This window comes from Clostridium sp. CTA-7 (assembly GCF_054768095.1).
Window position 1 is genome coordinate 12,240 of sequence record NZ_BAAAAV010000010.1, and the last position, 24,929, is coordinate 37,168.

A 24,929-nucleotide genomic window follows, 5' to 3' on the forward strand; every position below is an offset into this window, starting at 1 on the left:
TTTATTTCTTTTGACTTAATTTAAATAGTTCTGTAAAATGAATATTAGTTAAAATGGGGTAGAATATATAAATACAAAGTATATTGAACAAAAGAAATTTTATCTAATATACATTAAGGAGGATAGAAGATGAAAGAATTTGATACAATTTGTGCAATATCAACAGCCATAGGTGAAGGTGGAATTGCAATTATAAGAGTATCTGGAGATAAAGCTTTAAATATAGTATCTGAAATTTTTAAATCAAAAAGTGGAAAAGATATAAGTGAAATGAAAACTTATACTATGAGATATGGACACGTAGTTGATATAGATACAAATGATTTAATAGATGAAGTAATAATAAGTTATATGAAGGGGCCTAAAAGCTTTACGGCAGAGGATACAGTAGAAATAAATTGTCACGGTGGAGTAACATCAACAAATAAAGTTTTAGAAATGGTAATAAAAGCTGGTGCTAGGCTTGCAGAGCCAGGTGAATTTACTAAAAGAGCATTTTTGAACGGTAGAATAGATTTATCTCAAGCAGAAGCTGTTATGGACTTAATAACAGCTAAAACTGAATTAGCAATGAAATCAGCATTAATGCAAAGTACTGGATCGCTATCAGAAAAGATAAATAAGCTTAGGGAATATCTATTAAATGTATTAGCTCTAATAGAATATGCAGTAGATTTTACTGAAGATGATGAAGAGGTTGATCCAAGTATTCCTTTAAGAGTTAAGGATAGCCTTGAAAAGGCTTATGAACATATGAATAAGCTTCTTAAGAGTGCTGATGAAGGTAAAATAATAAGGGATGGATTAAGCTTAGCAATAGTAGGTAAACCGAATGTAGGAAAATCATCTTTATTAAATGTACTTCTTAAAGAAAAGAGAGCAATTGTTACTGATATTGCTGGTACAACTAGAGATGTAATAGAAGAATATATAAATTTAGATGGAATACCAGTAAAAATAATAGATACGGCAGGCATAAGAGAAACAGAAGATGTAGTTGAAAAAATAGGTGTAGAGAGATCTAAAGAAAAAATAAATGAAGCTGATTTAATTTTATTAGTATTAGATTCATCTAGAGAATTAGATAAAGAAGACAAAGATATAATAGAGGCTATTCAAAATAAAAAATCTATAGTTTTATTAAATAAAATGGATTTAGAAAGCAATTTAGATTACAATTTATTAGATAACTTTGAGAATATAATAAAAATTTCAGCCAAAGAAGATGTTGGAATAGATGGATTAAAAAATGAGATTAAAAATATGTTCTTTGATGGTAAAATAGATAGCGAAAGTTTAATAATATCTAACTCAAGACATAAGCAAGCTTTAATAAGAGCTAGGGAGAATTGTAGTGATGCTCTTATAAGAGTTAAAAATAATGAATTCCTTGATTTAATTTCTATATATGTTACTGCAGCATTAAAAGCTTTAGGAGAGATTACAGGTTCAGAATTAGAAGAAGATTTAGTTAATAAAATATTTAAAGAATTTTGTTGTGGAAAGTAGGAGAAATAAATATGAAATATAATGCGGGAGAATACGATGTAGTAGTTGTAGGTGCTGGTCATGCTGGTTGTGAAGCAGCACTAGCAACAGCTAGAATGGGATTAAAGACATTAATTTGTACAACTAATCTTGATTCAGTAGCTATGATGCCTTGTAATCCTAATATAGGAGGTACTGCTAAAGGTCATTTAGTAAGAGAAATAGATGCATTAGGTGGAGAGATGGGAGTAAATATAGATCATACCTATATACAATCAAGAATGCTTAATACATCTAAAGGACCAGCAGTTCATTCTTTAAGAGCACAGGCAGATAAGAAAAAGTATCAAAATAGAATGAAGAATGCTTTAGAGAATCAAGAAAATCTTAGTTTAAGACAACTAGAAGTTATAGAATTAGATGTTGAGGATGGAAAAGTTAAAGGTGTACTTACTAAAAACGGAGGCTATTTTCAATGTAAGGCTGTTATATTAACAACTGGAACTTACCTTAGAGCGAGAATAATCATAGGTGATGTTACATATAACAGTGGTCCAAATGGATTAGCAGCAGCGAATGAATTATCACAATCATTAATAGATCTAGGAATATCATTAAGAAGATTTAAAACTGGTACTCCAGCAAGGATAAACAAAAGATCAGTAGATTTTTCTAAAATGATAGAACAACCGGGTGATGAAAAAATAGTTCCATTTTCATTTATTAGTGGAGACATTTCAAGAGATCAAGTTTCTTGTTGGTTAACTTATACTAGTGAAGAAACTCATAAGATAATACAAGAAAATATATCTAGATCACCAATGTATAATGGATTAATAGAGGGGGTAGGACCTAGATATTGTCCATCTATAGAAGATAAAGTTATGAGATTTCCAGATAGAGAAAGACATCAATTATTTATAGAACCAGAAGGTGAAGATACTCAAGAAATGTATATTGGAGGAATGTCATCATCATTACCAGAAGATGTACAATTACAAATGTTAAGAACAGTTCCAGGTTTAGAGAATGTAGAGATAATGAGGACTGCATATGCAATAGAATATGACTCAATTGATCCAACTCAATTAAAGCCAACTTTAGAATTTAAAAACTTTGAAGGTTTATACGGTGCAGGACAATTAAATGGAAGCTCAGGGTATGAGGAAGCAGCAGCTCAAGGAATAGTTGCTGGTATAAATGCTGCATTAAAAATTAAAAATAAGGAATCAATGATATTAACTAGATCAGATGGATATATGGGTGTACTTATAGATGATTTAGTTACTAAGGGAACAAATGAGCCTTATAGAATGATGACCTCAAGAGCCGAATATAGGTTATTATTAAGACAAGACAATGCAGACTTTAGATTAACTGAAATTGGATATAAAGTAGGACTTGCAACAGAAGAAAGATATCAAAAGTTTTTAACAAGAAAAAACAATATAGAAAATGAAGTAAAGAGATTGAGAGAACTTCAAATAACTAACAAAAAAGAAGTAAATGAGTTTTTAGTTTCTTTAGGATCAACAGAGCTTAAAAAGCCTATTAGTTTTTATGAACTTATTAAGAGACCTGAGTTAGATTACTTTAGCTTAGTAAGTCTGGATATAGACAGATATGAATACGAAGATGATATTGGTGAACAAATAAATACAATTGCCAAGTATGAAGGGTATATAGAAAGTCAATTAGATCAAGTAAAACAATTTAAGAAGTTTGAAAAAAAATTGATTCCTGATGAATTAGATTATAAGGATGTAAAGGGCTTAAGAACTGAAGCAATACAAAAATTATCTAACATTAGGCCTGTAAGTATAGGTCAAGCATCAAGAATATCAGGTGTTTCACCAGCAGATATATCTGTTTTACTAATTTATTTAGAACATCAATATAAGAAATAAATTTCTTTGGAGGAAATTATGGAATATTTTCAATTAATGAAAGAAGCTTCTTTAGAAGTTGGATTAGAATTATCAGAACATCAGTATAATCAGTTCATAAGTTATATGAAATTACTTCAAGAGTGGAATGAAAAGATAAATCTTACGGCAATAACACAGGATGAAGAAGTAATTAAAAAACATTTTATAGATTGTATTAAAGCTTTTAAGTCAGAAGCAATCAAAAATGCCAAGACTATAATAGATGTAGGAACAGGAGCAGGGTTTCCTGGGCTTCCTATAGCAATAATGAATCCTAATGTACAAGTAACATTATTAGATTCATTAAATAAAAGAATTAACTTTTTAAATACAGTTATAAACAATTTAGAGTTAAAGAATGTAACTACAATTCATTCTAGGGCAGAAGATGGATCAAGAAAACCAGAATTAAGAGAGAACTTTGATGTATCTACATCAAGAGCTGTAGCTAATATGGCAGTATTGTCAGAGCTTTGTATGCCTTATGTAAAAATAGATGGCCACTTTGTTGCTTTAAAAGGACCTGCTATAGAAGAAGAACTTAAGGAGGCCCAAAAAGCTATAGCTGTTTTAGGTGGAGAACTAAATGGTATAGTAGAAGTTAATATTGAAGAGTCTGACTTAAAACATAATATAGTTGAAGTTAAAAAGATAAGTAAATGCCCTAAGGTATATCCTAGAAAAGCAGGAACAGTAAACAAAAAACCTATTAAATAAAATCATATTCTACAATATATATTAATAAAAAAAGTCGATTAATAAATTTTTTGAAAAGTATATAAATTCATTTGTAGATAATTAAGTTTTAATAAATAAATTTGTCTTATAATATTAAGGAATAAAAAGAAGGAAATTAGAGAAGAAAATAGAATTTTTAATTTATTGAATAAAAGTAATTTAATTGAATAAATGGTAACTTATAATAATAGGGGATGGTTGGGTGCATATGAATAGAGAAATTAATAATATTAGTGTAGATAAGATATTTCCAAATACTTATCAGCCGAGAAGATTTTTTAACGAAGAAGCATTAGAGGAGTTATCTCAATCTATAAGAGAGCATGGAATAATACAACCTATTACTGTTAGAAGAAGAGGAGAAAATTTCGAGTTAGTAGCAGGTGAAAGAAGATGGAGAGCTGCTAGAATGGCAGAGCTAGAAAGTGTACCATGCAATATTATTGAGATTACAGATACACAATCTGCAGAAATTGCTTTGTTAGAGAATTTACAAAGAGAGGATTTAAATTTTATTGAAGAAGCAGAGGCTTATTATAATCTTATAAATGATCATAAATTTACTCAAGATGAATTGGCTAAGAGAATGGGCAAAAAACAATCAACTATAGCTAATAAACTCAGATTACTAAAGCTTAGTTCAGAAGTTAGAGAGTCTTGTATAAAGAACAAACTAACAGAAAGACATGCTAGAGCGTTACTATCTTTACCTAACGAAGATTTGCAGTTAATAGTTATAGAAAAGGTTGTTAAAAATTCACTTAACGTTAAGGCCACTGAGGAAGCTGTTAATAAAGAATTATTAAAACTAGCTGGAGAAGAGTTAAATAATAAAGAAAAGAAAAAAATAAAAAGTGTTTTTCCAGCAAAACTATATGTAAATACTATTAAGCAAGTATTTGATAAATTTAATATACCAGCTGAGTATAAATTTAAAGATGAGGAAGAATTTATACAAATAACGGTATCTATACCTAAGAAATAATGAAAATAAGTATATTCTTAAATTTATTAAGAGTATACTTATTTTTTTGAAAAATAAAATAGTTAATTTAACTACTTTTTATTATGTTAATCTTTTAATATTAAGGAAAACTATATATAATATTATTATAAGAAGGGGGGTGAAGCTCTAAAGTAGAGCTTTTATATGAAGAAGGTTTGCATATTCAATCAAAAGGGTGGGGTTGGGAAAACTACCACAAATATAAATTTATGCGCATATCTAGCTATGGAGGGTTATAAGGTACTAACAATAGATATAGATCCCCAAGGAAATACAACAAGTGGGTTAGGCTTAGATAAAAGAAATTTAGAATTATCAATGTATGATGTATTAACCTCAGATGCCTCATTAAGAGAAGTGATTTTGAAAAGTGAGTTAGTACAAAACCTGTTTATAGCACCATCAACCATGGAATTAGCAGGGGCAGAGGTAGAAATTATAGGAAAAGAAAATAGGGAATTAATTTTAACTAATAAAATAAAAGAAATTGAAGATGAGTATGATTTTATTTTTATAGATTGTCCACCATCGTTAGGGGTTTTGACAATAAATGCATTAACATCAGTTGAATCAGTTTTAATACCAATTCAATGCGAATTTTATGCGCTTGAGGGAGTAGGTCAGCTTATTAATACTGTTCAATTAGTGAGAAAATCTTTAAATAAGGATTTGGAAATTGAAGGTGTTGTAATGACTATGTATGATTATAGAACAAATTTAAGTAATGAAGTTTTTAATGAAGTTAAGAATTTCTTTAATGATAAGGTTTATGAAACAGCAATATCAAGAAATATAAGGCTAGCAGAAGCACCAAGCTTTGGGTTGCCAATAATGCTATATGATGAAAAATGTAAGGGTGCAGAATCTTATAAGTCTTTAACAAAAGAATTTTTAAGTAGGCAATAAGTAGGTGATTAAATATGAATAAAAAATCAGCTTTAGGTAAGGGGTTAGGTGCACTAATACCTAACGATGTTACAACTAAAGAAAATAATAAGCCATCTGTTATATCAATAAATTTAATTAAAAGTAATAATGATCAACCAAGGAAATCTTTTGATGATGAAAAGATAGCTGAATTATCGCAATCAATAAAAGAACATGGAATAATACAACCAATAATATTAAATAAACAAGATAATTATTACATGATAATTGCTGGAGAAAGAAGATGGAGAGCGGCAAAGTTACTAGGATTAAAGGAAGTTCCAGCAATAGTAATGGATTTAACGGAAAAAGATGTATTAGAAGTATCATTAATAGAAAATATTCAAAGACAAGACTTAAACCCTATAGAAGAGGCAATGGCTTACAAAAAACTATTAAGTGATTTTAACTTAACTCAAGAAGAACTTAGTAAAAGAGTAGGTAAATCTAGAGTTGCTATAAGTAATACTATAAGATTAACTAATCTTTGTGAAACAGTTAAACAATATTTAATAGATGAAGTTATATCAGAAGGTCATGGAAGAGTATTATTGTCAATAGAAGATGCTAGAGTTCAATGTGAAGTTGCACAAAAGGTAATAGATGAAAAACTTTCAGTTAGAGAGTTAGAAAGATTAGTAAAGAATTTAAATATTGAGAAAAAAGAAAAAGAAAAAACTAGAGACATGAATCCATATTATAAAGATGTAACTGAGAGATTGCAGAATTACTTTGGAACCAAGGTTAACATAAGTAATAAAAATAACAAGGGAAAAATAGAAATAGAATATTATTCAAATGAAGATTTACAAAGGATACTAGAAATAATTAATTTATAGATGTTTCACGTGAAACATTTGTAAGTTAATTAAATTGGATGTTTCACGTGAAACATTAAATTGTACTTTATTATGAATTCTAGAGAGGAGCATTTAATTTGGAGAACATTATAAGTATGATAAATGACTATTCATCATTTATTGTTATTGGGCTATTAATTATAATGTTATTACTTTTCATAATAGTAATTTCATTAGTAAGATCTATAAATAAACTTGAAAAAAAGTATAGAAGAATTATGAGAGGTTCTAATAATAAAAATTTAGAAGAACTTATAAATTCAAAATTAGAAGAAATAGATGCATCTATTGAGAAGTCTCAAGAAGCTCTTAACAAATGCGAAGTAATAAAAGAAGAAATGAAGGGTTGCGTAAATAAAATAGCTATAATGAGATATAAGGCATTCCCTGATGTCGGAAGTGATTTAAGTTTTTCAATAGCAATATTAGATTCACATAATGATGGAATTTTATTAACTGGAATTTACTCTAGACAAGATAGTACTACCTATGCAAAACCTGTAGATAAAGGAATTTCAAGGTATGAACTATCAGAAGAAGAAACATATGTATTAAATGAAGCTATTAATAAGAAATAATATATTAAAACAAAAAATGAGAGTTTAAAAGCTCTCATTTTTTTGTAGGTAATTTACCTTTGATGATTTATTAAGATATTTAAATTCTTTAGATACTTTTAATATAAAGTGGTATATTCCTTTAGATATACAGTCAGCTAAAGCCATTACTGTATATAATCTAGTATTTTGTAAAACTATAAATTCAAAATTTCCTCCAATGTTAACAATTCCAGTTATACTTAAATCACCTATAGGTGGTAAGTCTTTATTTACAGCTAAGCCTGGGCGAATGGGTTCTTTATTTATAAAAACTTTACCTATATTACTAATTTTCCCTAAACAAGAGTCGATTGCTACTATATATGGATTATCAAAATTACAATTTATCTTATTGATAATGTCATTAATATTCTTAGAGTGGACGGGGCTTTCTAGAGAGCCGTAAATATGGATTTTATTATTAGAAATAAATTTTAATTTATATCCAATTAGTGGACCTAATGAATCCCCAGTACATCTATCTGTACCAATACAAACAAATATTATATCCCTATTATCAGCAAGTACATTTTTTAAATTTTTATATAAATAATCTCTAACTTCTAAATAAGCATTAGAAGATAATGAATCAATTGAAAAATTTTTATTCATAATAAAACCTCCCTCATTGAAATTATTGACAATAAGGAAGGTTGATATTCATAAAAAGCTATTTAGCTTTATTTATTTTATTTATAGAGTTTATAGTATAGTCTATTTCAGATTTCGTATTAAAGTAGCTAAGACTTAATCTTACTGTACCCGATGGAAAACTTCCTATAGTTTTGTGTGCGAGTGGTGCACAGTGTAATCCAGATCTATTTTTAATACCAAAGTCATTGTCAAGTGTGAAAGAAAGTTCTGCTGTATCCATATCCTTAATATTAAATGAAATACAAGAAGTGTAGTTATCACTATATATATCCTCATAAACAATGATATTATTCATATTAATAAGTTCATTAAGCAAGTATTTTCTTAAGAATCTATTTTTTTCATATATAGTATTTATACCTTCATCATTTATAAACTTAATTCCCTCAGTTAAGCCAACTATTCCAGGCATATTAAGGGTTCCAGATTCAAACTTATCAGGTAAGAAATCCGGTTGAAATAATGAGTGAGATAAGCTTCCTGTTCCACCCAAAGTGTAAGGTTTACATATGTTGTTAAGCTTATCATCAATTATAAAACCACCAATGCCCTGAGGTCCAAATAAGCTTTTATGACCTGTGAAAGCTAAAGCATTTAAATTAAAATCTTTAAAATTTATATCTAAGACACCAGCCCCTTGAGCCGTATCTAATACAAATAAGATATCATTATTTTTACAAATAGCACCAATGTCCTTTATAGGCTGAATACTACCGACTACATTAGAAGCCTGATTTAAAACAATCATTTTAGTATTAGGTCTTATAAGTTTTTTTATGTCAACAGGAGAAATAAAACCGAATTTATTAGCATTAACTATATCTAGATCTATAAATCCATTTTCTTTTAAGTTATATAATGGTCTTAAAACTGAATTATGTTCCATTGAAGAGGATATAACATGGTCACCTAAAGAAAGTGAGCCATTAATTAGTATATTTAATGATGTAGTAATGTTATTAGTAAAAATAACATTTTCTATAGAATCAAATTTAAAAAAATCAGCAATTATGCTTCTAGCATCAAATAGAAGCCTATTAGTTTGAAGCGCATTATCATGATTTGATCTGCCTGGATTACCTCCAATATTTGTAAGGAAATTATATATAGAGTCAGCAACATTCTTAGGTTTAGGAAATGTTGTGCTTGCGTTGTCTAAATATATAGTCATAATTTACTCCTTTTATATGTAGTTATAACTAAATTATAAAATACTTTAATAGTATTTACAAAGTATTAAATTACATTATAAATATAATACTATTTAAATATAAAAATATATATAATATAATTAAAGGAATTAAAACTTACAAAATAGGAGGACACTATGAAATATTATATTATAGTTTTTAAAAATACTCTTGATGCTATGAGCGCAGAAAAGATATTGAAGGATGAAAATATTATTTTTAAAATGATGCCAACACCTACTGCAATAACTCAAAGTTGTGGTATTTGTGTTAGAATTGAGGAAAAAACATACATAGATAATATTATATCAAGAGATATTATAAGATATAAAAATATATACGAGAAAGATAAAAATGAATTTCAAGAAATTATTTAATATTTTTTTAGAGGTGAATTATGCAAAATTTCATGACTTTCGTTAGCCCGGTAATAGATAAAAATGGAAAATTAACTTTAAATGTAGATTGGGAGGCTGCGTGGGAAACTTCAATAAACACCTTAGAGTTTATATTAAACAAAGGTATAAGGCTTATATTGCTGATTGTTGTTATGTACTTAACTATAAAAATCGGTAATAAAATAATTGATAAGTTTGTGCAAAAACAAATCAAAAGCAAATTAAGTTTTTCTATGAATAGTCAAAAGGCTATTACTGTTGGTGCAATTTTAAAAAGCTCATTAAAATATGCAGTGTATTTTTCAAGTGGGGCAATAATAATTGGTAGTACATTTAAAGTATCAGCGGCTGTATTAAGTGCAGTAGGATTTGTAGTTGGTATAGGAGCTCAAAGTTTGGTAAAAGATATAATTAATGGGTTTTTCATACTGTTTGAAGATCAATATGGGGTCGGAGACCATGTAACAATAGGAAAGCATAGTGGTATAGTTGAAAACATAGGAATTAGATCTACTGTTTTAAGAGATTTTAGTGGAGATACTCATATTTTACCTAATGGAGTTATATTAGAAGCAACTAATCATTCAAGAGGAAATATGAGATTTATGGTGGATATTGAAATTGCATATGAAGAAGATGTAGATAATGCAATAAAATTAATAGAAGATACATGTAAGAAGTTTAAGAAGAAAAATAAAGATGAAGTTACAGATGATATTGAAGTACTAGGAGTAACTTCCTTAAATGCTTCAAGTGTTACAATAAGAGTAGTAGGAAAAGCAAAACCATTATCTCAATGGAAAATGGAAAGAGAATTAAGAAAAGATATAAAGAAAGCATTAGATGAAGAAGGGGTAGAAATACCGTATCCTAAGACTCAAATAGTAAATAATATAAATGATAATAAATATATTTAGCTTTAATTTAAATGGTTGGAGGTTTGAAATGATAGAGACTTTTGATTTAGGGGATCTAGTAGAAATGAAAAAGCAGCATCCTTGTGGAAGTAAAGAATTTGAAGTAATAAGACTTGGAGCAGATATTAAGATAAAATGTACAGGTTGTGGAAGAATAATAATGTTACCAAGAAGTAAATTTCAAAAAGAAGCTAAAAAAATAGTTAATTTGTAGTAATTTAAATTTAAAACTTGCAAAAAAAAATGAATAATGCTACAATATTTAATTGTAATCCCTGCTGTGCAAAGCACAGCCAAGGTCCGAGGGGAGGAGGTGAAAATGATGAGAAAGTACGAAACTATATTCATACTACACCCATCATTAGACGAAGAAGCTTGTAAAGCTGCTATCGAAAAGTTTAAGGGTGTAATAGAAAACGGTGGAGGAACTATAGAAAATGTTGACGTTTGGGGTAGAAGAAAGCTTGCTTACGAAATTTCAAAAGTTAACGAAGGTTTCTATACATTAATCAACTTTAATGCTGATTCAGAACTACCTAAAGAATTAGACAGAGTATTCAGAATTACTGATGGTGTTTTAAGACACATCATAGTTAAACAAGAAGCGTAAGAGGTGATATTGTCATGAATAAGGTAATACTTATTGGAAGACTAACAAAAGATCCAGAGCTAAATTTTGCTGCTGGTAGTGGAACTGCTGTAACAAGATTTTCTTTAGCAGTAACAAGACCTTTCAAGAAGGATGAAACTGATTTTATCAACTGCATTGCTTTTGGTAAAACTGGTGAAACAATAGCACAATATCTTACAAAAGGCAGACAACTAGCTGTTACTGGAAGCATTAGAACTGGAAGTTATGATGCTAAGGATGGAACTAAGAGATACACTACTGATGTAGTTGTAGATTCTTTTGAGTTCATTGGATCAAGTAACAATGGTGGTGCTGGAAGAGATCAAGGTTCATTTAATAATAATGGATATGGCTCTTCAAATACGGGTTCTGATTATTCCAATCCATCAGGTAACTTTGGTGGAATGAATTTTGAGGAAGACATGACTCCTGTAGATGACGGAGATATGCCTTTCTAATAGTCTATTAAGAAGGAGGAAATTAGCATGAGAGATATGAAAAGATCTGGAAAAATGAGAAGATCTAAGAGAAAAGTATGTGCTTTTTGCGTAGAAAAGGCTGAAGCAATAGATTACAAAGATATTACTAAGCTAAGAAAGTTCGTTACAGAAAGAGGTAAGATATTACCAAGAAGAATTTCTGGAACTTGCGCTAAGCACCAAAGAGAATTAACAAGTGCTATAAAGAGATCAAGAAATATAGCATTATTACCATTCACAACTGAGTAATATAATAAACCCCTGACATATCAGGGGTTTTTTGTTATATTCATATAGAAAAGTTTTACAAATATTGTAATTGGGCTGATAATTTGTTGCATTAAGGGCAAATTATAATTAAAATATATATACAAGGGTTTAGTATAGGGGTGAGCATTGTGAAGAGGGATGATTTAAATATAATGGCTAATATAAAAATGATAGAAAAGTTAAAGGCAAATTTATTATGCATAATAGGAGAGTTCTATCATTTACTTACTAAGGGAAGTAATGTAGCTCAGGATGCAATTCTAAATTGCATATCGGGTGCTATACTTGTATTATATGTATTAGCTCAAAAACTAGGTTATTCATGTCAAGATGTAGATGATGACATGAAGAAAAAGTTACAAGTTGGTATAGCAGAAGGTCATGAATATGAAAAAGATGGTAAGAGTTTAAGTAAACTTCAATTATATTTAAAGGAGCACCATTAATCTTATGATATGGAATGATTTAATTAAAAAAAGGCTTAAAACTATTATGGCTATAATTACACCACTGATGTTTGTAGGAGCTTGTATAGGATTTTATTATATAAAAAGTACTCTTTTAGGAACCATATTACTTCTTATATTCATTATATTCAATATAAGTGAGTATATGATTAAGGGAAAAAATGAAGATCATATCGAAGAAATAAAGGAAAATATAAATAGAGACATAAGTAGTAATATACTAAATTTGATATTTCCAGTTGCTTTAATAAAAGAATCAGGAGAAATTTTTTGGTGTAATAAAGAATTTGAAAAGTTTATACCAAATGAGGATCCTATAGGATTAAATGTAGTAAGCATAGCAAGAGGATTAAATTTATCTAGACTACTAACCTGTGATAAAGATTTACATCAAAAAATAAAAATAGTAGATTATTTATATAAGGTTTATGCAAGTAAAATAGAAAATTATGATATAAATGAAGATTTATATATAGTTTATTTTAACGATATAAGCAATTTGAAAAATATAGATAATACTAAAGAGAGTATAATGCTTATAGAGGTAGATAATCTTTCAGAATCCTTAGAAACTACAATAGATAGCGATAGACCTATGTTAGTTGCAGAAATTGAAAAAACAATAAACCTATATGCACAAAGACTTAAAGCTATGATAACAAAATATGATTCTAATAAATATGTACTCTCAGTACAAGATAAGTACATAGATGAAGAAATAAATAATAAGTTTAGTATATTAGATGAGATATCTAATATTGATAGAGGAAATAAATTTGAAGTTACTTTAAGTATAGGAATTGGAAGAGGGGGCACTTGTCCTCTTGAAAATAATAATTTTGCAGTAACAGCAAAAGAGCTAGCCTTAGGTAGAGGTGGAGACCAAGTTGTTATTAAGAGTAATGAGAAAATAAAATTCTTTGGTGGTAATACAAGGGAAATAGAAAAAAGAACTAGAGTAAGAGCAAGAGTTATAGCACATGCATTAAAAGAATTAATATATGAAAGTAGCAATGTTTTTATTATAGGACATAAAAACCCTGATATGGATTGTTTTGGGTCATCAGTCGGTCTATCTTCTGTTGTAAAACAACTAGGTAAACCATGTAATATTATATTAGGTAATGAAACAACAGCAATCGATTATTTTATATCTAAATTAAAGAAAGATTCAAAATATGATAAATTGTTTATTTCACCAGAGGAAGCTTATGAACAAATTAATGAAAAGACACTTCTAATAATAGTTGATGTCCATAATAAGGGTTATATGCTAGATTTAGATATAGTAGAGAAGGCTCAAAGGAAAATAATAGTAGATCATCATAGAAGAAGTCCGGACATAGTAGAAGGTTCAATATTAAATTATATAGAAGTATATGCATCTTCTACATCTGAGATGGCGACAGAATTAATTCAATATATGGTTCAAAAGCCTAATTTATCAAGATTAGAAGCAGAAGGGTTACTAGCTGGAATATTTATGGATACAAAAGGTTTTTCAACTAAAGCTGGTGTCAGAACATTTGATGCTGCATCATTCTTAAGAGGATTGGGAGCAGATACAATTGAAGTTAAAAAGATGTTTATGGATGATCTTGATGATTACTTAATAATAGCAGATACTATAAGGTCAGCAGAAGTAACTAATGGATTAGCCATTGCAGTTGCACCTAAAAGAATGAAAAAGGGATTTATGGCAGCTAGGGCAGCAGATGAGCTTTTAAATATATCGGGCATAAATGTATGCTTTGTATTAGCAGAAATAAATGGAGATATAATTATAAGTGGAAGATCTATTGGAGAGGCCAATGTACAGGTAATATTAGAATCTATGGGTGGCGGTGGTCATATGAATATGGCAGGAGCGCAATTAAACAATATATCAATAGATAATGCTATAAAAATACTTAAAAAATCAATAGAAAAACATTTAAAGGTGGGTGAATAACATGAAAGTAATTTTATTACAAGATGTTAAAAAGTTAGGAAAAAAAGGCGATGTTTTAGAGATATCAGATGGATATGCAAGAAATTTCTTATTTCCAAGGAAATTAGCAGAAGAAGCAAATAATAATAATATGCACATATTAAATACTAAAAAGGAAAATGAAAGAAAGAAAAAGTTAGCTGAGATAGAAGCCGCACAAAAGTTAGCTTCAGAGTTAAAAGGAAAAGAAGTTAAAATTGAAGCTAAAAGTGGTGAAAGTGGAAGATTATTTGGAGCAATAACAAGTAAAGATGTAGCAGAATTAATAAATAAGCAATTTAATTTATCAATAGATAAGAAAAAAATAGTTATGGATACAATAAAGGTTGCAGGTGGTTATGATATAGAAATAAAACTATATCCAGAAGTATCAACTAAGATGAAGTTAATAATTGTACCGCAATCATAAGGAGGACTAAGTTTGAAGACTCATGACGAAACAAATATAGAAAGTATATTAGATAGTGAATTATCTTTAGATGCACAAGTAAATGTTATAAATCAAATATTAAAGAATGTATTAGATGAGGGTGCAGTAAGAGCAAGAACGGTTAGGTTTAAGCTTCAAAAGTATGCAAATTCTCCTAATATATGTGAAAGAGTATATGCTCTTAATGTAATAGCTTCAGATGGAAAAGGAATAAAGGCTGTTCCAAGTGAGAGTGAATTAAGAGGTGTATTAGAAGATACAATTTATTATATATCAGAAAATATAGCGAGAAAGTATGTTCAAAACAAGGTTGAAACCCAAGTTGAAAAGGCACTTCAAGAAAGACAAGACAAATTTATGGATGATATTAAATTATCTATAATAAAAAAACAAAAGGGTCCTGAAAGTGCTAAAACTACTAAGAAGCTAGAAAGATTAGAAGAGTTAGATTCAAAGAAGATTAATAAAAACGTAATGAGTCTTTTAAGACCAGAAAACTTTGAAGAAATAGTTGGGCAGGAAAGAGCTATAAAATCTCTAATATCAAAAATGTCATCACCATATCCACAACATATAATTTTATATGGACCACCTGGAGTTGGTAAGACTTCAGCAGCTAGATTAGCGTTAGAAGAAGCTAAAAAGTTAAATTTTACACCATTTGATAATGATTCAGAATTTGTTGAAGTTGATGGAACTACATTAAGATGGGATCCAAGAGAAATAACGAACCCATTATTAGGATCGGTTCATGACCCTATATATCAAGGTAGTAAAAAAGATTTAGCTGAGATTGGTGTTCCTGAGCCAAAAACAGGATTAGTAACAGAAGCTCATGGAGGAGTTCTATTTATAGATGAAATTGGTGAGTTAGACGAAATACTTCAAAATAAACTATTAAAAGTTTTAGAAGATAAAAGAGTTGAATATTCATCATCTTACTATGATCCAGATGATGAAAATACACCTCAATATATAAAATATCTTTTTGAAAAAGGAGCACCAGCTGATTTTGTTCTAATTGGTGCAACTACAAGAGAACCTGGCAAAATAAATCCAGCATTAAGATCAAGATGTACTGAGGTTTACTTTGAACCATTGTCAGCGAAAGATATTAAAGGCATAATAGAAAATGCAGCTAAAAAATTAAATGTTGAATTAGAAGATGGAATAGCTGAGTTTATTAGTAGATATACTATAGAAGGAAGAAAAGCAGTTAATATATTAGCTGATGCATATGGCTATTCATTATATAATTCAAAAGAAAATAAAAATAATATAATTACACTTAAAGATGTAGAAGAGGTTATTTCTATAGGAAGATATGTACCATATGAAATAATAGAGGATATAGATAAATCTGAAATAGGCCATACTTATGGATTAGGAGTTAGTGGCTTTATAGGATCAACATTAGAAATAGAATCAGTTGTATTTGAATCTAAAAAGCCAGGAATGGGTACTGTGAAGTTTAATGATACAGCAGGATCTATGGCAAAGGATTCAGTTTTCAATGCTGCATCAGTTATTAGAAGAATAACCGATAAAGATATAAAAGATTACGATATACATGTAAATGTTGTTGGTGGTGGTAGAATAGACGGACCATCAGCTGGTGCCGCTATTACTATTTCAATAATAAGTGCATTATTAGAAAGACCTATAAGACAGGATATAGCAATAACGGGAGAAATATCTTTAAAAGGAAATATAAAGCCGGTAGGTGGAATATTTGAAAAGATATATGGAGCAAGAAGAAAAGGTATAAAACTAGTAGTAATTCCTAAGGCTAATGAAAAGGAAATACCATTAGAATTAAATGATATAGAAGTTAAAGCTATAAGTAATATAGAAGAATTAATGGATATAGTATTTAAAAAATAAACTAATTAATTAAGCTTCCTTTATTGGAAGCTTAATTTTATTTTATATAATCTAAAAGTTTGATATAATATATTATTATGAAGAGGAAGGAGGTTACATATGGAAGCACCAATAATGAGAAGCTTACCTCAAAGTTTAGAAGCAGAGCAATCAGTAATAGGATCTATGATAATAGATAAAAGTGCTATTGCAAAATCATTAGAAAAATTAAATGAAGATGACTTCTATAGAGATGGGCATAAGGTTATATTTAAAGCTATTAGAGAAATGTTTTCGCAAGATATGGCTGTTGACCTAGTAACCTTATTAGAATACTTAAAATCAACAGATAAGTTAGATAAGGCTGGCGGAGTTACATATATATCAGAAATAAGCTCATCTGTAATTACTACAGCAAATCTCGAAGCCTATATAAAGATAGTGGCAGACAAATCATTACTAAGAAAACTAATAAAATCATCTACAGCAATTATAGAAGAAAGCTATAACAAACAAGATAAAGTAGATGATGTGCTAGATTCTGCTCAAAAAAAGATTTTTGATTTAGCAGAAAAGCAAGGCTCAAATGATTATGAACCTCTATCAAATGTATTAGAAAGAGGATTCTTAGAGATTGAAAGGCTATTTAATAATAAAGGATCTATAACTGGAGTTGGATCAGGAATAAGAGACTTAGATGCTAAAACATCAGGTTTTCAGAAGGGGGATATGGTTCTTATTGCAGCCAGACCTTCTATGGGGAAAACTACATTTTCACTAAATATAGCTGAAAATGCTGCATTAAGGGAAGGAAAAAGTGTAGTTGTATTTTCTCTGGAAATGTCTAAGGAGCAGTTAGCTTACAAATTACTTTGTTCAGAGGCTAATGTAGATATGCTAAAGCTTAGAACAGGTAATTTAGATGATGAGGATTGGGAGAGAATAGCTAGGGCAACAGGACCTTTATCTAAAGCAAAGATATACATTGATGATACTGCAGGTCTAAGTGTAATGGAAATGAGATCTAAGTGTAGAAAAATAAAAATGGAACATGGCATAGATATGATACTTATAGACTATCTACAGCTTATGAGCGGTAGTTCAGGAAGTGAAAGTAGGCAACAAGAAGTTTCAGAAATATCTAGGTCTATAAAAGCATTAGCTAAAGAGATGGAATGTCCTGTAATAGCCCTATCACAGTTATCACGTGCTCCTGAACAAAGAGCTGACCATAGACCGATGCTTTCGGATTTAAGAGAATCAGGGTCAATAGAGCAGGATGCTGACGTTGTTATGTTCTTATATAGAGATGAATACTATAATAAAGAAACAGAAGAAAAAAATATAGGAGAATGTATTATAGCAAAACAGAGAAATGGTCCAGTAGGAACTGTTAAGATGGCATGGATAGGTGCTCATAGTAAGTTTGCTAATTTAGAGTTAGTTTATAAAGACTAAATAAAGCTATGCAAATGCATAGCTTTATTTTATAAATTTAATTTTAAATTTTTGGAATTTTAAAGTAAATTAAATTAGCGCAAACGATGTTTTTTATTTTGTCTATATCTACATTTTTCAAATAGAATACTCTTTTTAAATTTACTTTATTATTTTTATTTTTTAAGGAGAGATTTAATATAAGAAAATTATTTACATATTTTATTAAAATTTCTTCCTTAGTTAAATCTCTAAGATAAATATAGATATCATAAAACTTATCTTTATTGACTAATTTAATAATAGGTTTTACATTTTCCTCTAAAGGATTAAAGTTTAATAAGTTATCTATTTTACTTTCTAGATCAATAAGCAATAAATTATCTTTCATAACTAATCCCTCCTTACAAATAGTTTGTAACTATAATATAAAGCTATTCTATGAGTATAATGGGGGAATTTATAAATAATAATTAATTAAGAAAATTATTAACAATGATTTTAATAAGAAGGTGAATATATTGAATAAAAAAATAGGATTTATAGGCTGCGGAAACATGGGAAAAGCAATGCTTAAAGGGCTTTTAAGTTCAAAAGAGATAAGCAGTAAAGATATAATTATTTCAACAAGAAGTGAAGAATCTAAGGATAAAATATTAAAGGAGTTTGAAGTAAAATGTACCCTTAGTAATATAGAAGTAGCAAAAGAGTCAGAAATATTATTTTTAGCTGTAAAGCCAAATATGTATAAGCAAGTCATAGAAGAAATTAAAAACTTTCTAAAGGATGATGTTATCATAATATCTATAGCAGCAGGAATAAGTATATCAGATATAGAAAATTTCTTAGATAAGGATTATAAAATTGTAAAAACTATGCCAAATACTCCAGCATTAGTAGGTGAAGGAATGTCTGCTATATGTCCAAATTCAAATTTAAGAAAAGAAGAACTTAAATATATATGCAATCTTTATGAAAATTTTGGGGAATATGAAATTTTAGAAGAAAAATATTTTGATGCATTTACAGCTTTATGCGGATCTTCGCCAGCCTATGTATTTATGTTTATAGAAGCTATGGCTGATGCTGCTGTAAAGCTTGGGATACCAAGAAATAAGGCATATAAAATGGCTGAACAAAGTATATTAGGATCAGCAAAATTAGCATTAGAAACAGGAAAACATCCAGGTGAACTTAAGGATATGGTTTGCTCACCAGGAGGAACAACTATAGAAGCGGTAGCAGAATTAGAGAAAAGTGGATTTAGAAGTTCGGTAATAAAAGCTATGGAAGTATGTGCTGAAAAATATAACAATATGTAAGTTAAAGGAAGTAATTAGAATTACTTCCTTTAATTATAAAAAATTATATTTCGGAAAATTTATTTTTGTAGAATAATTAAATTCATTTTAATAGAAACTAAAGATTGATAGACAATTATACAAATATTAACACGAACTATATAAATAAAATATAAAAAAATATTCGCAAAATGGTTGAAACTTTATTTTTACTTTGCTAATATGGTAGGTGGAAATTAACATCAATTAATTTATAAATAAAGGACTTATAAGTCTTTTTATAAGGAGGCAATATAAATGTCAGCATTTGTTGTTCTAGGAGCTCAATGGGGAGATGAAGGTAAAGGTAAAATGACTGATTACTTAGCAGAAGAAGCAGAGGTAATAGTTAGGTTTCAAGGTGGAAATAATGCGGGGCACACTGTTGAAGTTGGAGAAAAGCAATATAAACTTCATTTAATCCCTTCAGGAATATTATATGATAATAAATTAAATATTATAGGAAATGGTGTTGTAGTAGATCCAAAAGCTTTATTTACAGAAATGGATTATTTAGAAGGCGAAGGAGTTAAAGTTACTCCAGAAAAACTTATAATAAGCGATAGAGCACATGTTATAATGCCATATCACAAAGTTTTAGATAAATTAAAGGAAAAAGCAAGAGGAAAAAATGATATAGGAACAACCGGTAAAGGTATAGGACCGTGTTATACAGATAAGTTTGAAAGATGTGGAATAAGAATTTGTGATCTTATAAATGAAAATATATTAAAAGAAAAATTAAAAGAAAATATAGAAATGAAGAATGAATACATAACGAAGGTTTTAGGTGGAGACGCTTTAAATTATGATGAGATTCTTTCAGAATATTTAGAGCTAGCAGAAAGACTAAGACCTTATGTACAAGACACATCTGTTAGATTATATGATGAAATAAAAGAAGATAAAACAGTACTATTTGAAGGAGCGCAAGGAATGCTTCTAGATATAGATTATGGTACATATCCATATGTAACATCATCAAATACTACGGCTTGTGGAGTTGCTAGTGGTTCAGGAATTGGGCCTACTATGGTAACAAACGCAGTTGGTATTGCAAAAGCATATACTACAAGAGTTGGTAAGGGACCATTCCCAACAGAATTAGATAATGAAATAGGGGAATGGATAAGAGAAAAAGGACATGAATATGGTGTTACTACAGGAAGATCAAGAAGATGTGGATGGTTAGATGCTGTTATATTAAAAACTACAGTAAGAGTATCAGGATTAACTTCTTTATGTGTAACTAAAATTGATACTTTAGCAGGATTAGAAAGCCTAAAAATATGTGTTGGATATAAGTTTAATGATAAAGTTATAGACTATTTTCCAGCAAGCTTAGAAGACTTAGCTAAATGTGAACCAATATATGAAGAATTCGAAGGTTGGGGAGATGAGGTAGCTGAGGCTAGAAGTTATGAAGAGTTACCAGAAAATGCGAAAAAGTATTTATGTAGAATAGAGGAACTTACTGAAACTAAAATATCTATAGTTGGTGTAGGTCCAAGAAGAGATCAAACTATAAGAGTAACAAAAGAATTATAATATATAAGAGATTACTATAAATTTTTTGTAGTAATCTCTTCATTTATATTCAAATAAAAAATAATAGTAAATAATTTGAAATAAATTATTAATTATAATAAAATATAATGTGTAAAAAAATATATTTACTTAAAATAATGTAAATAATTCTAGTCTAAGTTAATATATTAATATAGAATTATAAAAATATAAAAGAGGTGAAATTGTGGAAGAGAAAAGAAGTTATTTATCAGTTTCTGAAGTACTATCAAAAGCTTTTTATATATCTAAAAATAATATTACAGAAATTTTAAAAGTTATAGGAATATTTATTTTACCTACAATGGTAATACTTATTGGAACGATATTCGCTATCACTTTATCGAGTTTTCTTAAAATATCTTATTCATATTCGTATTCATATTTTGATAGAGATATTCCTTTCATTGGGATAGGAACAATTCTAATAATACTCCTTTTAACTACATTAGCTAGTTTAATAATGATGTATGCAAATGCCGTCATTATTAAACTTTTAGATGATGCAAATAAAGGAAAAGAAGTAAGTTGGAGAAGTGCTAATATATATGTTTGGCAAAGAAAGTGGAGTATAATAGGATTAAATATTTTAATATACCTAATGCTTTTGGCAGCAATGGTAAGCTTGATTTTAGTTACAGTATTATTAGCCTTTTTAACTATAGGTATTGGATTAATTATATTAATTCCATTATTTATTGCTATAGTGGTTATAATGAGACCATTTGTATTTTTGTTTAACTCTATGCTAATAGTAAGAGATTTAACAATTACTGAATCTATAGGAGAAACCTTCAGATTATTTAAAAAGGGATACTTCTGGACAACTATAGGAAAATTAGCAGCGATATCGGGAATAACAATTGGATTTGGAATAGTTTTAACAATTGGTAATATTATTATACCTATTTTAGGAATGATATTAGCACTTATAGGTCAATTTTTAATTCAAGCATATACAATGGCATATTTAAATATATTAGTATGGGATAGAAATGAAGAGGTAGAGATTCTTATAGATCCTATATTATAAACAAAGGTTTTGAGAATTAAATAAACTTAAATAAACTCTGTAGAATTACAGAGTTTTAAATTTAAAATTAGGAGGAACAAAGTGGGGAAAACTTATAGTAAAGAATATGAATTACATTATTATGATGTAGATAGTAATTTAAAATGTTCTATAACAACAATATTAAATATCTTATCTGATATAGGTACGAAACAGTCAGAAGAATTAGGATCAGGAATGGCAGGACTATTAAAAAGTAATATGACTTGGGTATTTTATAATTATAATGTAAAAGTTAATAGATATCCTATGTATGGAGAAAAACTTCTAGTTAAAACGGAGCCAGTTGGATTTAAAAAGTTTTATGCTATAAGAAAGTATGAAATAAAAGATGAAAGTGGAAATTTAGTAGTAGAGGCTAATGCCATATTTTTACTTATTAATTTGGAAAAAAGAAGAACTATGAGAATACCTTCAGAACAATATGAAGTATATGGATTAAAGGGAGACATAGAAGGAGAATTTAAAATACCTAAGTTAGAAAAGCTTAAGGATGTAATGTATGAAATAAATTTTAGCGTCAGATATACAGACATAGACTTTAATAAACATGTAAATAATACAAAGTATGTAGAGTGGGCTATAGAATCTTTGCCAGAAGATATAGTTAAAAACTATAAGTTAGAAGAAATTAAAGTTACTTTCGAAAAGGAATGTAAATATGGAGAAGAAATTAAGTCATTATCAAGTTTTACAAAGGAAGAGAATGGTTCTTTAACTACTATACATAGGATAGAAACCTTAGATAATAAAGAATTAACTAAGTTAATAGCTCATTGGAGAAAATATTAAAACGGTTAATAAACAGAAAAAATTCTGTTTATTAACCTTTAATTTTATATTAGGAATTTGCAATTGTTTTTGCAACAAAGCATCCTGAGCTCCAAGCCCATTGAAGATTAAAACCTCCGCAATCACCATCTACATCTAGGATTTCACCACAAAAATATAGATTTTCAACTAATATAGATTCTAATGTTTTAGGATTAACATCTTTAGTATCTACTCCACCTATAGTAACTTGAGCTTGATTAAATCCATTAGTATCCGTGCATTTAAACTTCCAATATTTCAATAAATTAATAAGCCTTTTTTTCTCATCCCAAGCTAAATCATAGCAAGGGGAATGTAAATTTAAGATATTTGCTTCCTTTAAAAGTGCAGGAATTAATTTTTTATTAACGATTCCAATAAGAGTATCTATAATTGGCCTATGAGAAAACATAGCAAAGTGGCCTTCTAGAAAATCCTCAACTTCACTAAGTGATTGATTAGGCATCATATCAACAACTATTTCAACTTTTTTTGTTTTTAGTAATGCCTTTGAAGCATGCCCTGAAAGTTGCAAAATTGGAGGTCCTGATATACCATAATCGGTAAATAGTATTTCTCCAAACTCTTTTCTTACAGGTTTACCATCAACTAGTAGTAGTGCATATCCATCAAATTTTACTCCTGTTATTGATTTTAGATAAGGGTTATCTAATTTTAGTTGAACTATCCCAGGAATAGTTTTAATTATAGAGTGGCCAAGAGATTTAGCTAAATTATATCCAGAGCCATCAGAACCGGTTTTAATTGCAGATTTTCCTCCACAGGCTAAAATTAATTTATTACATGTGAATAACTTATTCTCTTCGTTGCTTGTGGATAATTTAAAGATTTTCTTCTTGTGGATATCTTTTACTTTGCAGTTTGTATATAAGGGAATATTCCTATCTTCTAATGCTAATTTTAATATATCTACAACTGATGAAGCTTGTAGTGACTTAGGATACACCTTACCATTTTGTAATTCTATTATTGGAAGACCTAATGATAAAAAGAAATTTTCTGTATCATTTATATTAAAATTAGATAATACATTAGAAAAAAATCCTGTATTTTCACTATGATAAGAAAGGAAAGGGAAAGAAATAGTTCTATTAGATATATTACATCTTCCATTTCCAGTAGTAAGAATTTTTTTGCCTATCCTATCAGTTCCTTCAACTATGGCGACGTCTAAGCCAAAATCTTTAGCTGTAATTGCAGCGACTAATCCAGAAGCACCACCACCAACTATAATTAAATCATGATGTATCATAATTAAAATCTCCTTAAAATAATATAATAAATATAATTTTATCATAGTAATATAACTTATCAAATATGGAATACTAAATTAGAAGACTAGAATGTATATAAATACTTTAAATATAAGCAGTATATTTTTATTAATATAAAAATATCTAAAAAATCAAAATAAGCTAACAAAAGTCTTAAATTACTAGTATGAAAATATAGATAATCAAAGTATTTTAAAAATAAAAAAAAAAGTTGTTAAAAAGTGTTGACACTATATTAAAATTTAGGTATTATAGTTTATGTGCTCGCCGAGCGAATAGCGAGTAACAATAAGCTAAAAACAAACATGGCTCCTTGGTCAAGCGGTCAAGACACCACCCTTTCACGGTGGTAACAGGGGTTCGATTCCCCTAGGAGTCACCATTYATGGAAGCATAGCTCAGCTGGGAGAGCATCTGCCTTACAAGCAGAGGGTCACAGGTTCGATCCCTGTTGTTTCCACCATAATCTGGCTCAGTAGCTCAGTTGGTTAGAGTGCCGGCCTGTCACGCCGGAGGTCGAGGGTTCGAGCCCCTTCTGAGTCGCCACTTTAAAGTGATAAATATATAATAA

General features: G+C 28.9%; 26 protein-coding genes and 3 tRNA genes. 25 read left to right on the forward strand and 4 right to left on the reverse strand.

What is annotated here, in order from left to right; genetic code table 11:
- The first annotated feature begins 129 nt into the window (after positions 1-129).
- The 7 genes from mnmE (at position 130) to ACYUEX_RS16225 (ending at position 7,525) form a co-directional block, all read left to right on the forward strand.
- A complete protein-coding gene (gene mnmE, locus ACYUEX_RS16195) occupies positions 130-1,509 on the forward strand; it encodes a tRNA uridine-5-carboxymethylaminomethyl(34) synthesis GTPase MnmE (protein WP_460289093.1) in 1,380 nt (459 codons plus the stop codon).
- A gap of 11 nt (positions 1,510-1,520) precedes the next feature.
- The gene (mnmG, locus tag ACYUEX_RS16200; protein ID WP_460289094.1) at positions 1,521-3,395 is read left to right on the forward strand and encodes a tRNA uridine-5-carboxymethylaminomethyl(34) synthesis enzyme MnmG; all 1,875 of its coding nucleotides are present in this window, start codon (positions 1,521-1,523) and stop codon (positions 3,393-3,395) included.
- Positions 3,396-3,413: 18 nt separating this feature from the next.
- The gene (rsmG, locus tag ACYUEX_RS16205; RefSeq protein ID WP_460289095.1) at positions 3,414-4,133 is read left to right on the forward strand and encodes a 16S rRNA (guanine(527)-N(7))-methyltransferase RsmG; all 720 of its coding nucleotides are present in this window, start codon (positions 3,414-3,416) and stop codon (positions 4,131-4,133) included.
- A 229-nt stretch (positions 4,134-4,362) separates the two neighbouring features.
- The gene (noc, locus tag ACYUEX_RS16210) at positions 4,363-5,139 is read left to right on the forward strand and encodes a nucleoid occlusion protein (RefSeq protein ID WP_411169314.1); all 777 of its coding nucleotides are present in this window, start codon (positions 4,363-4,365) and stop codon (positions 5,137-5,139) included.
- Positions 5,140-5,304: 165 nt separating this feature from the next.
- Positions 5,305-6,066, forward strand: coding sequence for a ParA family protein (locus ACYUEX_RS16215; RefSeq protein ID WP_411169313.1), 762 nt, complete (start codon positions 5,305-5,307; stop codon positions 6,064-6,066).
- A 14-nt stretch (positions 6,067-6,080) separates the two neighbouring features.
- Positions 6,081-6,926, forward strand: a complete 846-nt coding sequence (locus ACYUEX_RS16220; protein ID WP_460289097.1) for a ParB/RepB/Spo0J family partition protein — start codon at positions 6,081-6,083, stop codon at positions 6,924-6,926.
- Between the two features lie 98 nt (positions 6,927-7,024).
- Positions 7,025-7,525: a DUF4446 family protein gene (locus tag ACYUEX_RS16225; protein WP_411169311.1), complete on the forward strand. Its 501-nt coding sequence runs from the start codon at positions 7,025-7,027 to the stop codon at positions 7,523-7,525.
- Positions 7,526-7,549: 24 nt separating this feature from the next.
- Here ACYUEX_RS16225 and yyaC read toward each other — a convergent pair whose 3' ends face one another.
- On the reverse strand, positions 7,550-8,158 hold the full coding sequence (gene yyaC / locus ACYUEX_RS16230) for a spore protease YyaC (RefSeq protein WP_460289098.1): 609 nt from the start codon (positions 8,156-8,158) through the stop codon (positions 7,550-7,552).
- A gap of 58 nt (positions 8,159-8,216) precedes the next feature.
- Positions 8,217-9,371, reverse strand: coding sequence for an aminotransferase class V-fold PLP-dependent enzyme (locus tag ACYUEX_RS16235; protein ID WP_460289099.1), 1,155 nt, complete (start codon positions 9,369-9,371; stop codon positions 8,217-8,219).
- Between the two features lie 156 nt (positions 9,372-9,527).
- On the opposite strand from ACYUEX_RS16235, the gene ACYUEX_RS16240 reads away from it, so the two are divergent.
- The 11 genes from ACYUEX_RS16240 (at position 9,528) to ACYUEX_RS16290 (ending at position 18,293) form a co-directional block, all read left to right on the forward strand.
- Positions 9,528-9,767 carry a DUF3343 domain-containing protein gene (locus tag ACYUEX_RS16240; RefSeq protein ID WP_411169308.1) on the forward strand — a complete coding sequence of 80 codons (240 nt, stop codon included), beginning with the start codon at positions 9,528-9,530 and terminating at the stop codon, positions 9,765-9,767.
- Positions 9,768-9,787: 20 nt separating this feature from the next.
- Positions 9,788-10,705, forward strand: a complete 918-nt coding sequence (locus tag ACYUEX_RS16245; protein WP_411169307.1) for a mechanosensitive ion channel family protein — start codon at positions 9,788-9,790, stop codon at positions 10,703-10,705.
- Between the two features lie 28 nt (positions 10,706-10,733).
- A complete protein-coding gene (locus ACYUEX_RS16250; protein WP_460289100.1) occupies positions 10,734-10,919 on the forward strand; it encodes a DUF951 domain-containing protein in 186 nt (61 codons plus the stop codon).
- 108 nt (positions 10,920-11,027) lie between these two features.
- Entirely contained in the window at positions 11,028-11,315 is a 288-nt protein-coding gene (rpsF, locus tag ACYUEX_RS16255; protein ID WP_322458532.1) for a 30S ribosomal protein S6, read from the forward strand.
- A 14-nt stretch (positions 11,316-11,329) separates the two neighbouring features.
- Positions 11,330-11,794 carry a single-stranded DNA-binding protein gene (locus ACYUEX_RS16260; RefSeq protein ID WP_322382190.1) on the forward strand — a complete coding sequence of 155 codons (465 nt, stop codon included), beginning with the start codon at positions 11,330-11,332 and terminating at the stop codon, positions 11,792-11,794.
- 27 nt (positions 11,795-11,821) lie between these two features.
- Positions 11,822-12,064, forward strand: coding sequence for a 30S ribosomal protein S18 (rpsR, locus tag ACYUEX_RS16265; RefSeq protein WP_322412549.1), 243 nt, complete (start codon positions 11,822-11,824; stop codon positions 12,062-12,064).
- 149 nt (positions 12,065-12,213) lie between these two features.
- Positions 12,214-12,531, forward strand: coding sequence for a MazG-like family protein (locus tag ACYUEX_RS16270; protein ID WP_322545412.1), 318 nt, complete (start codon positions 12,214-12,216; stop codon positions 12,529-12,531).
- A gap of 4 nt (positions 12,532-12,535) precedes the next feature.
- Positions 12,536-14,503 carry a DHH family phosphoesterase gene (locus tag ACYUEX_RS16275; RefSeq protein ID WP_460289102.1) on the forward strand — a complete coding sequence of 656 codons (1,968 nt, stop codon included), beginning with the start codon at positions 12,536-12,538 and terminating at the stop codon, positions 14,501-14,503.
- A 1-nt stretch (position 14,504) separates the two neighbouring features.
- Entirely contained in the window at positions 14,505-14,951 is a 447-nt protein-coding gene (rplI, locus tag ACYUEX_RS16280) for a 50S ribosomal protein L9 (protein WP_411169305.1), read from the forward strand.
- A gap of 12 nt (positions 14,952-14,963) precedes the next feature.
- Positions 14,964-16,856, forward strand: a complete 1,893-nt coding sequence (gene lonC / locus ACYUEX_RS16285) for a Lon family ATP-dependent protease (RefSeq protein ID WP_460289103.1) — start codon at positions 14,964-14,966, stop codon at positions 16,854-16,856.
- 99 nt (positions 16,857-16,955) lie between these two features.
- Positions 16,956-18,293: a replicative DNA helicase gene (locus tag ACYUEX_RS16290; protein WP_411169303.1), complete on the forward strand. Its 1,338-nt coding sequence runs from the start codon at positions 16,956-16,958 to the stop codon at positions 18,291-18,293.
- Positions 18,294-18,336: 43 nt separating this feature from the next.
- Here ACYUEX_RS16290 and ACYUEX_RS16295 read toward each other — a convergent pair whose 3' ends face one another.
- Complete coding sequence (locus tag ACYUEX_RS16295; protein ID WP_460289104.1) at positions 18,337-18,663, reverse strand: hypothetical protein; 327 nt, start codon at positions 18,661-18,663, stop codon at positions 18,337-18,339.
- A gap of 130 nt (positions 18,664-18,793) precedes the next feature.
- Here ACYUEX_RS16295 and proC point away from each other — a divergent pair, with 130 nt between their 5' ends.
- The 4 genes from proC to ACYUEX_RS16315 all read left to right on the forward strand — a co-directional run bounded on the left by proC (position 18,794) and on the right by ACYUEX_RS16315 (position 23,042).
- A complete protein-coding gene (proC, locus tag ACYUEX_RS16300) occupies positions 18,794-19,594 on the forward strand; it encodes a pyrroline-5-carboxylate reductase (protein WP_460289105.1) in 801 nt (266 codons plus the stop codon).
- A gap of 276 nt (positions 19,595-19,870) precedes the next feature.
- Positions 19,871-21,160, forward strand: a complete 1,290-nt coding sequence (locus ACYUEX_RS16305) for an adenylosuccinate synthase (RefSeq protein WP_460289106.1) — start codon at positions 19,871-19,873, stop codon at positions 21,158-21,160.
- Positions 21,161-21,365: 205 nt separating this feature from the next.
- Positions 21,366-22,211 carry a hypothetical protein gene (locus ACYUEX_RS16310; RefSeq protein WP_460289107.1) on the forward strand — a complete coding sequence of 282 codons (846 nt, stop codon included), beginning with the start codon at positions 21,366-21,368 and terminating at the stop codon, positions 22,209-22,211.
- 81 nt (positions 22,212-22,292) lie between these two features.
- Entirely contained in the window at positions 22,293-23,042 is a 750-nt protein-coding gene (locus ACYUEX_RS16315) for an acyl-[acyl-carrier-protein] thioesterase (RefSeq protein WP_460289108.1), read from the forward strand.
- Positions 23,043-23,091: 49 nt separating this feature from the next.
- On the opposite strand, the gene ACYUEX_RS16320 is transcribed toward ACYUEX_RS16315, so the two are convergent.
- On the reverse strand, positions 23,092-24,336 hold the full coding sequence (locus ACYUEX_RS16320; RefSeq protein WP_460289109.1) for a BaiN/RdsA family NAD(P)/FAD-dependent oxidoreductase: 1,245 nt from the start codon (positions 24,334-24,336) through the stop codon (positions 23,092-23,094).
- A gap of 329 nt (positions 24,337-24,665) precedes the next feature.
- On the opposite strand from ACYUEX_RS16320, the gene ACYUEX_RS16325 reads away from it, so the two are divergent.
- The 3 genes from ACYUEX_RS16325 (at position 24,666) to ACYUEX_RS16335 (ending at position 24,904) form a co-directional block, all read left to right on the forward strand.
- Positions 24,666-24,740 (forward strand) — tRNA-Glu (locus ACYUEX_RS16325).
- A gap of 5 nt (positions 24,741-24,745) precedes the next feature.
- Positions 24,746-24,821: transfer RNA gene (locus ACYUEX_RS16330), tRNA-Val, on the forward strand.
- A gap of 6 nt (positions 24,822-24,827) precedes the next feature.
- A tRNA-Asp gene (locus ACYUEX_RS16335) sits at positions 24,828-24,904 on the forward strand.
- The last annotated feature ends 25 nt before the right edge of the window (positions 24,905-24,929 follow it).

Excerpts from the sequence above, each read along its gene's own strand:
- rsmG (WP_460289095.1), top strand. The coding sequence starts at position 3,414 with ATGGAATATTTTCAATTAATGAAAGAAGCTTCTTTAGAAGTTGGATTA.
- mnmG (WP_460289094.1), top strand. The coding sequence starts at position 1,521 with ATGAAATATAATGCGGGAGAATACGATGTAGTAGTTGTAGGTGCTGGT.
- ACYUEX_RS16245 (WP_411169307.1), top strand. The coding sequence starts at position 9,788 with ATGCAAAATTTCATGACTTTCGTTAGCCCGGTAATAGATAAAAATGGA.
- ACYUEX_RS16320 (WP_460289109.1), bottom strand. The coding sequence starts at position 24,336 with ATGATACATCATGATTTAATTATAGTTGGTGGTGGTGCTTCTGGATTA.
- mnmE (WP_460289093.1), top strand. The coding sequence starts at position 130 with ATGAAAGAATTTGATACAATTTGTGCAATATCAACAGCCATAGGTGAA.
- ACYUEX_RS16240 (WP_411169308.1), top strand. The coding sequence starts at position 9,528 with ATGAAATATTATATTATAGTTTTTAAAAATACTCTTGATGCTATGAGC.
- ACYUEX_RS16235 (WP_460289099.1), bottom strand. The coding sequence starts at position 9,371 with ATGACTATATATTTAGACAACGCAAGCACAACATTTCCTAAACCTAAG.
- ACYUEX_RS16295 (WP_460289104.1), bottom strand. The coding sequence starts at position 18,663 with ATGAAAGATAATTTATTGCTTATTGATCTAGAAAGTAAAATAGATAAC.
- noc (WP_411169314.1), top strand. The coding sequence starts at position 4,363 with ATGAATAGAGAAATTAATAATATTAGTGTAGATAAGATATTTCCAAAT.
- rplI (WP_411169305.1), top strand. The coding sequence starts at position 14,505 with ATGAAAGTAATTTTATTACAAGATGTTAAAAAGTTAGGAAAAAAAGGC.
- ACYUEX_RS16260 (WP_322382190.1), top strand. The coding sequence starts at position 11,330 with ATGAATAAGGTAATACTTATTGGAAGACTAACAAAAGATCCAGAGCTA.
- rpsF (WP_322458532.1), top strand. The coding sequence starts at position 11,028 with ATGAGAAAGTACGAAACTATATTCATACTACACCCATCATTAGACGAA.
- ACYUEX_RS16290 (WP_411169303.1), top strand. The coding sequence starts at position 16,956 with ATGGAAGCACCAATAATGAGAAGCTTACCTCAAAGTTTAGAAGCAGAG.
- ACYUEX_RS16220 (WP_460289097.1), top strand. The coding sequence starts at position 6,081 with ATGAATAAAAAATCAGCTTTAGGTAAGGGGTTAGGTGCACTAATACCT.
- yyaC (WP_460289098.1), bottom strand. The coding sequence starts at position 8,158 with ATGAATAAAAATTTTTCAATTGATTCATTATCTTCTAATGCTTATTTA.
- ACYUEX_RS16305 (WP_460289106.1), top strand. The coding sequence starts at position 19,871 with ATGTCAGCATTTGTTGTTCTAGGAGCTCAATGGGGAGATGAAGGTAAA.
- ACYUEX_RS16275 (WP_460289102.1), top strand. The coding sequence starts at position 12,536 with ATGATATGGAATGATTTAATTAAAAAAAGGCTTAAAACTATTATGGCT.
- ACYUEX_RS16215 (WP_411169313.1), top strand. The coding sequence starts at position 5,305 with ATGAAGAAGGTTTGCATATTCAATCAAAAGGGTGGGGTTGGGAAAACT.
- ACYUEX_RS16250 (WP_460289100.1), top strand. The coding sequence starts at position 10,734 with ATGATAGAGACTTTTGATTTAGGGGATCTAGTAGAAATGAAAAAGCAG.
- rpsR (WP_322412549.1), top strand. The coding sequence starts at position 11,822 with ATGAGAGATATGAAAAGATCTGGAAAAATGAGAAGATCTAAGAGAAAA.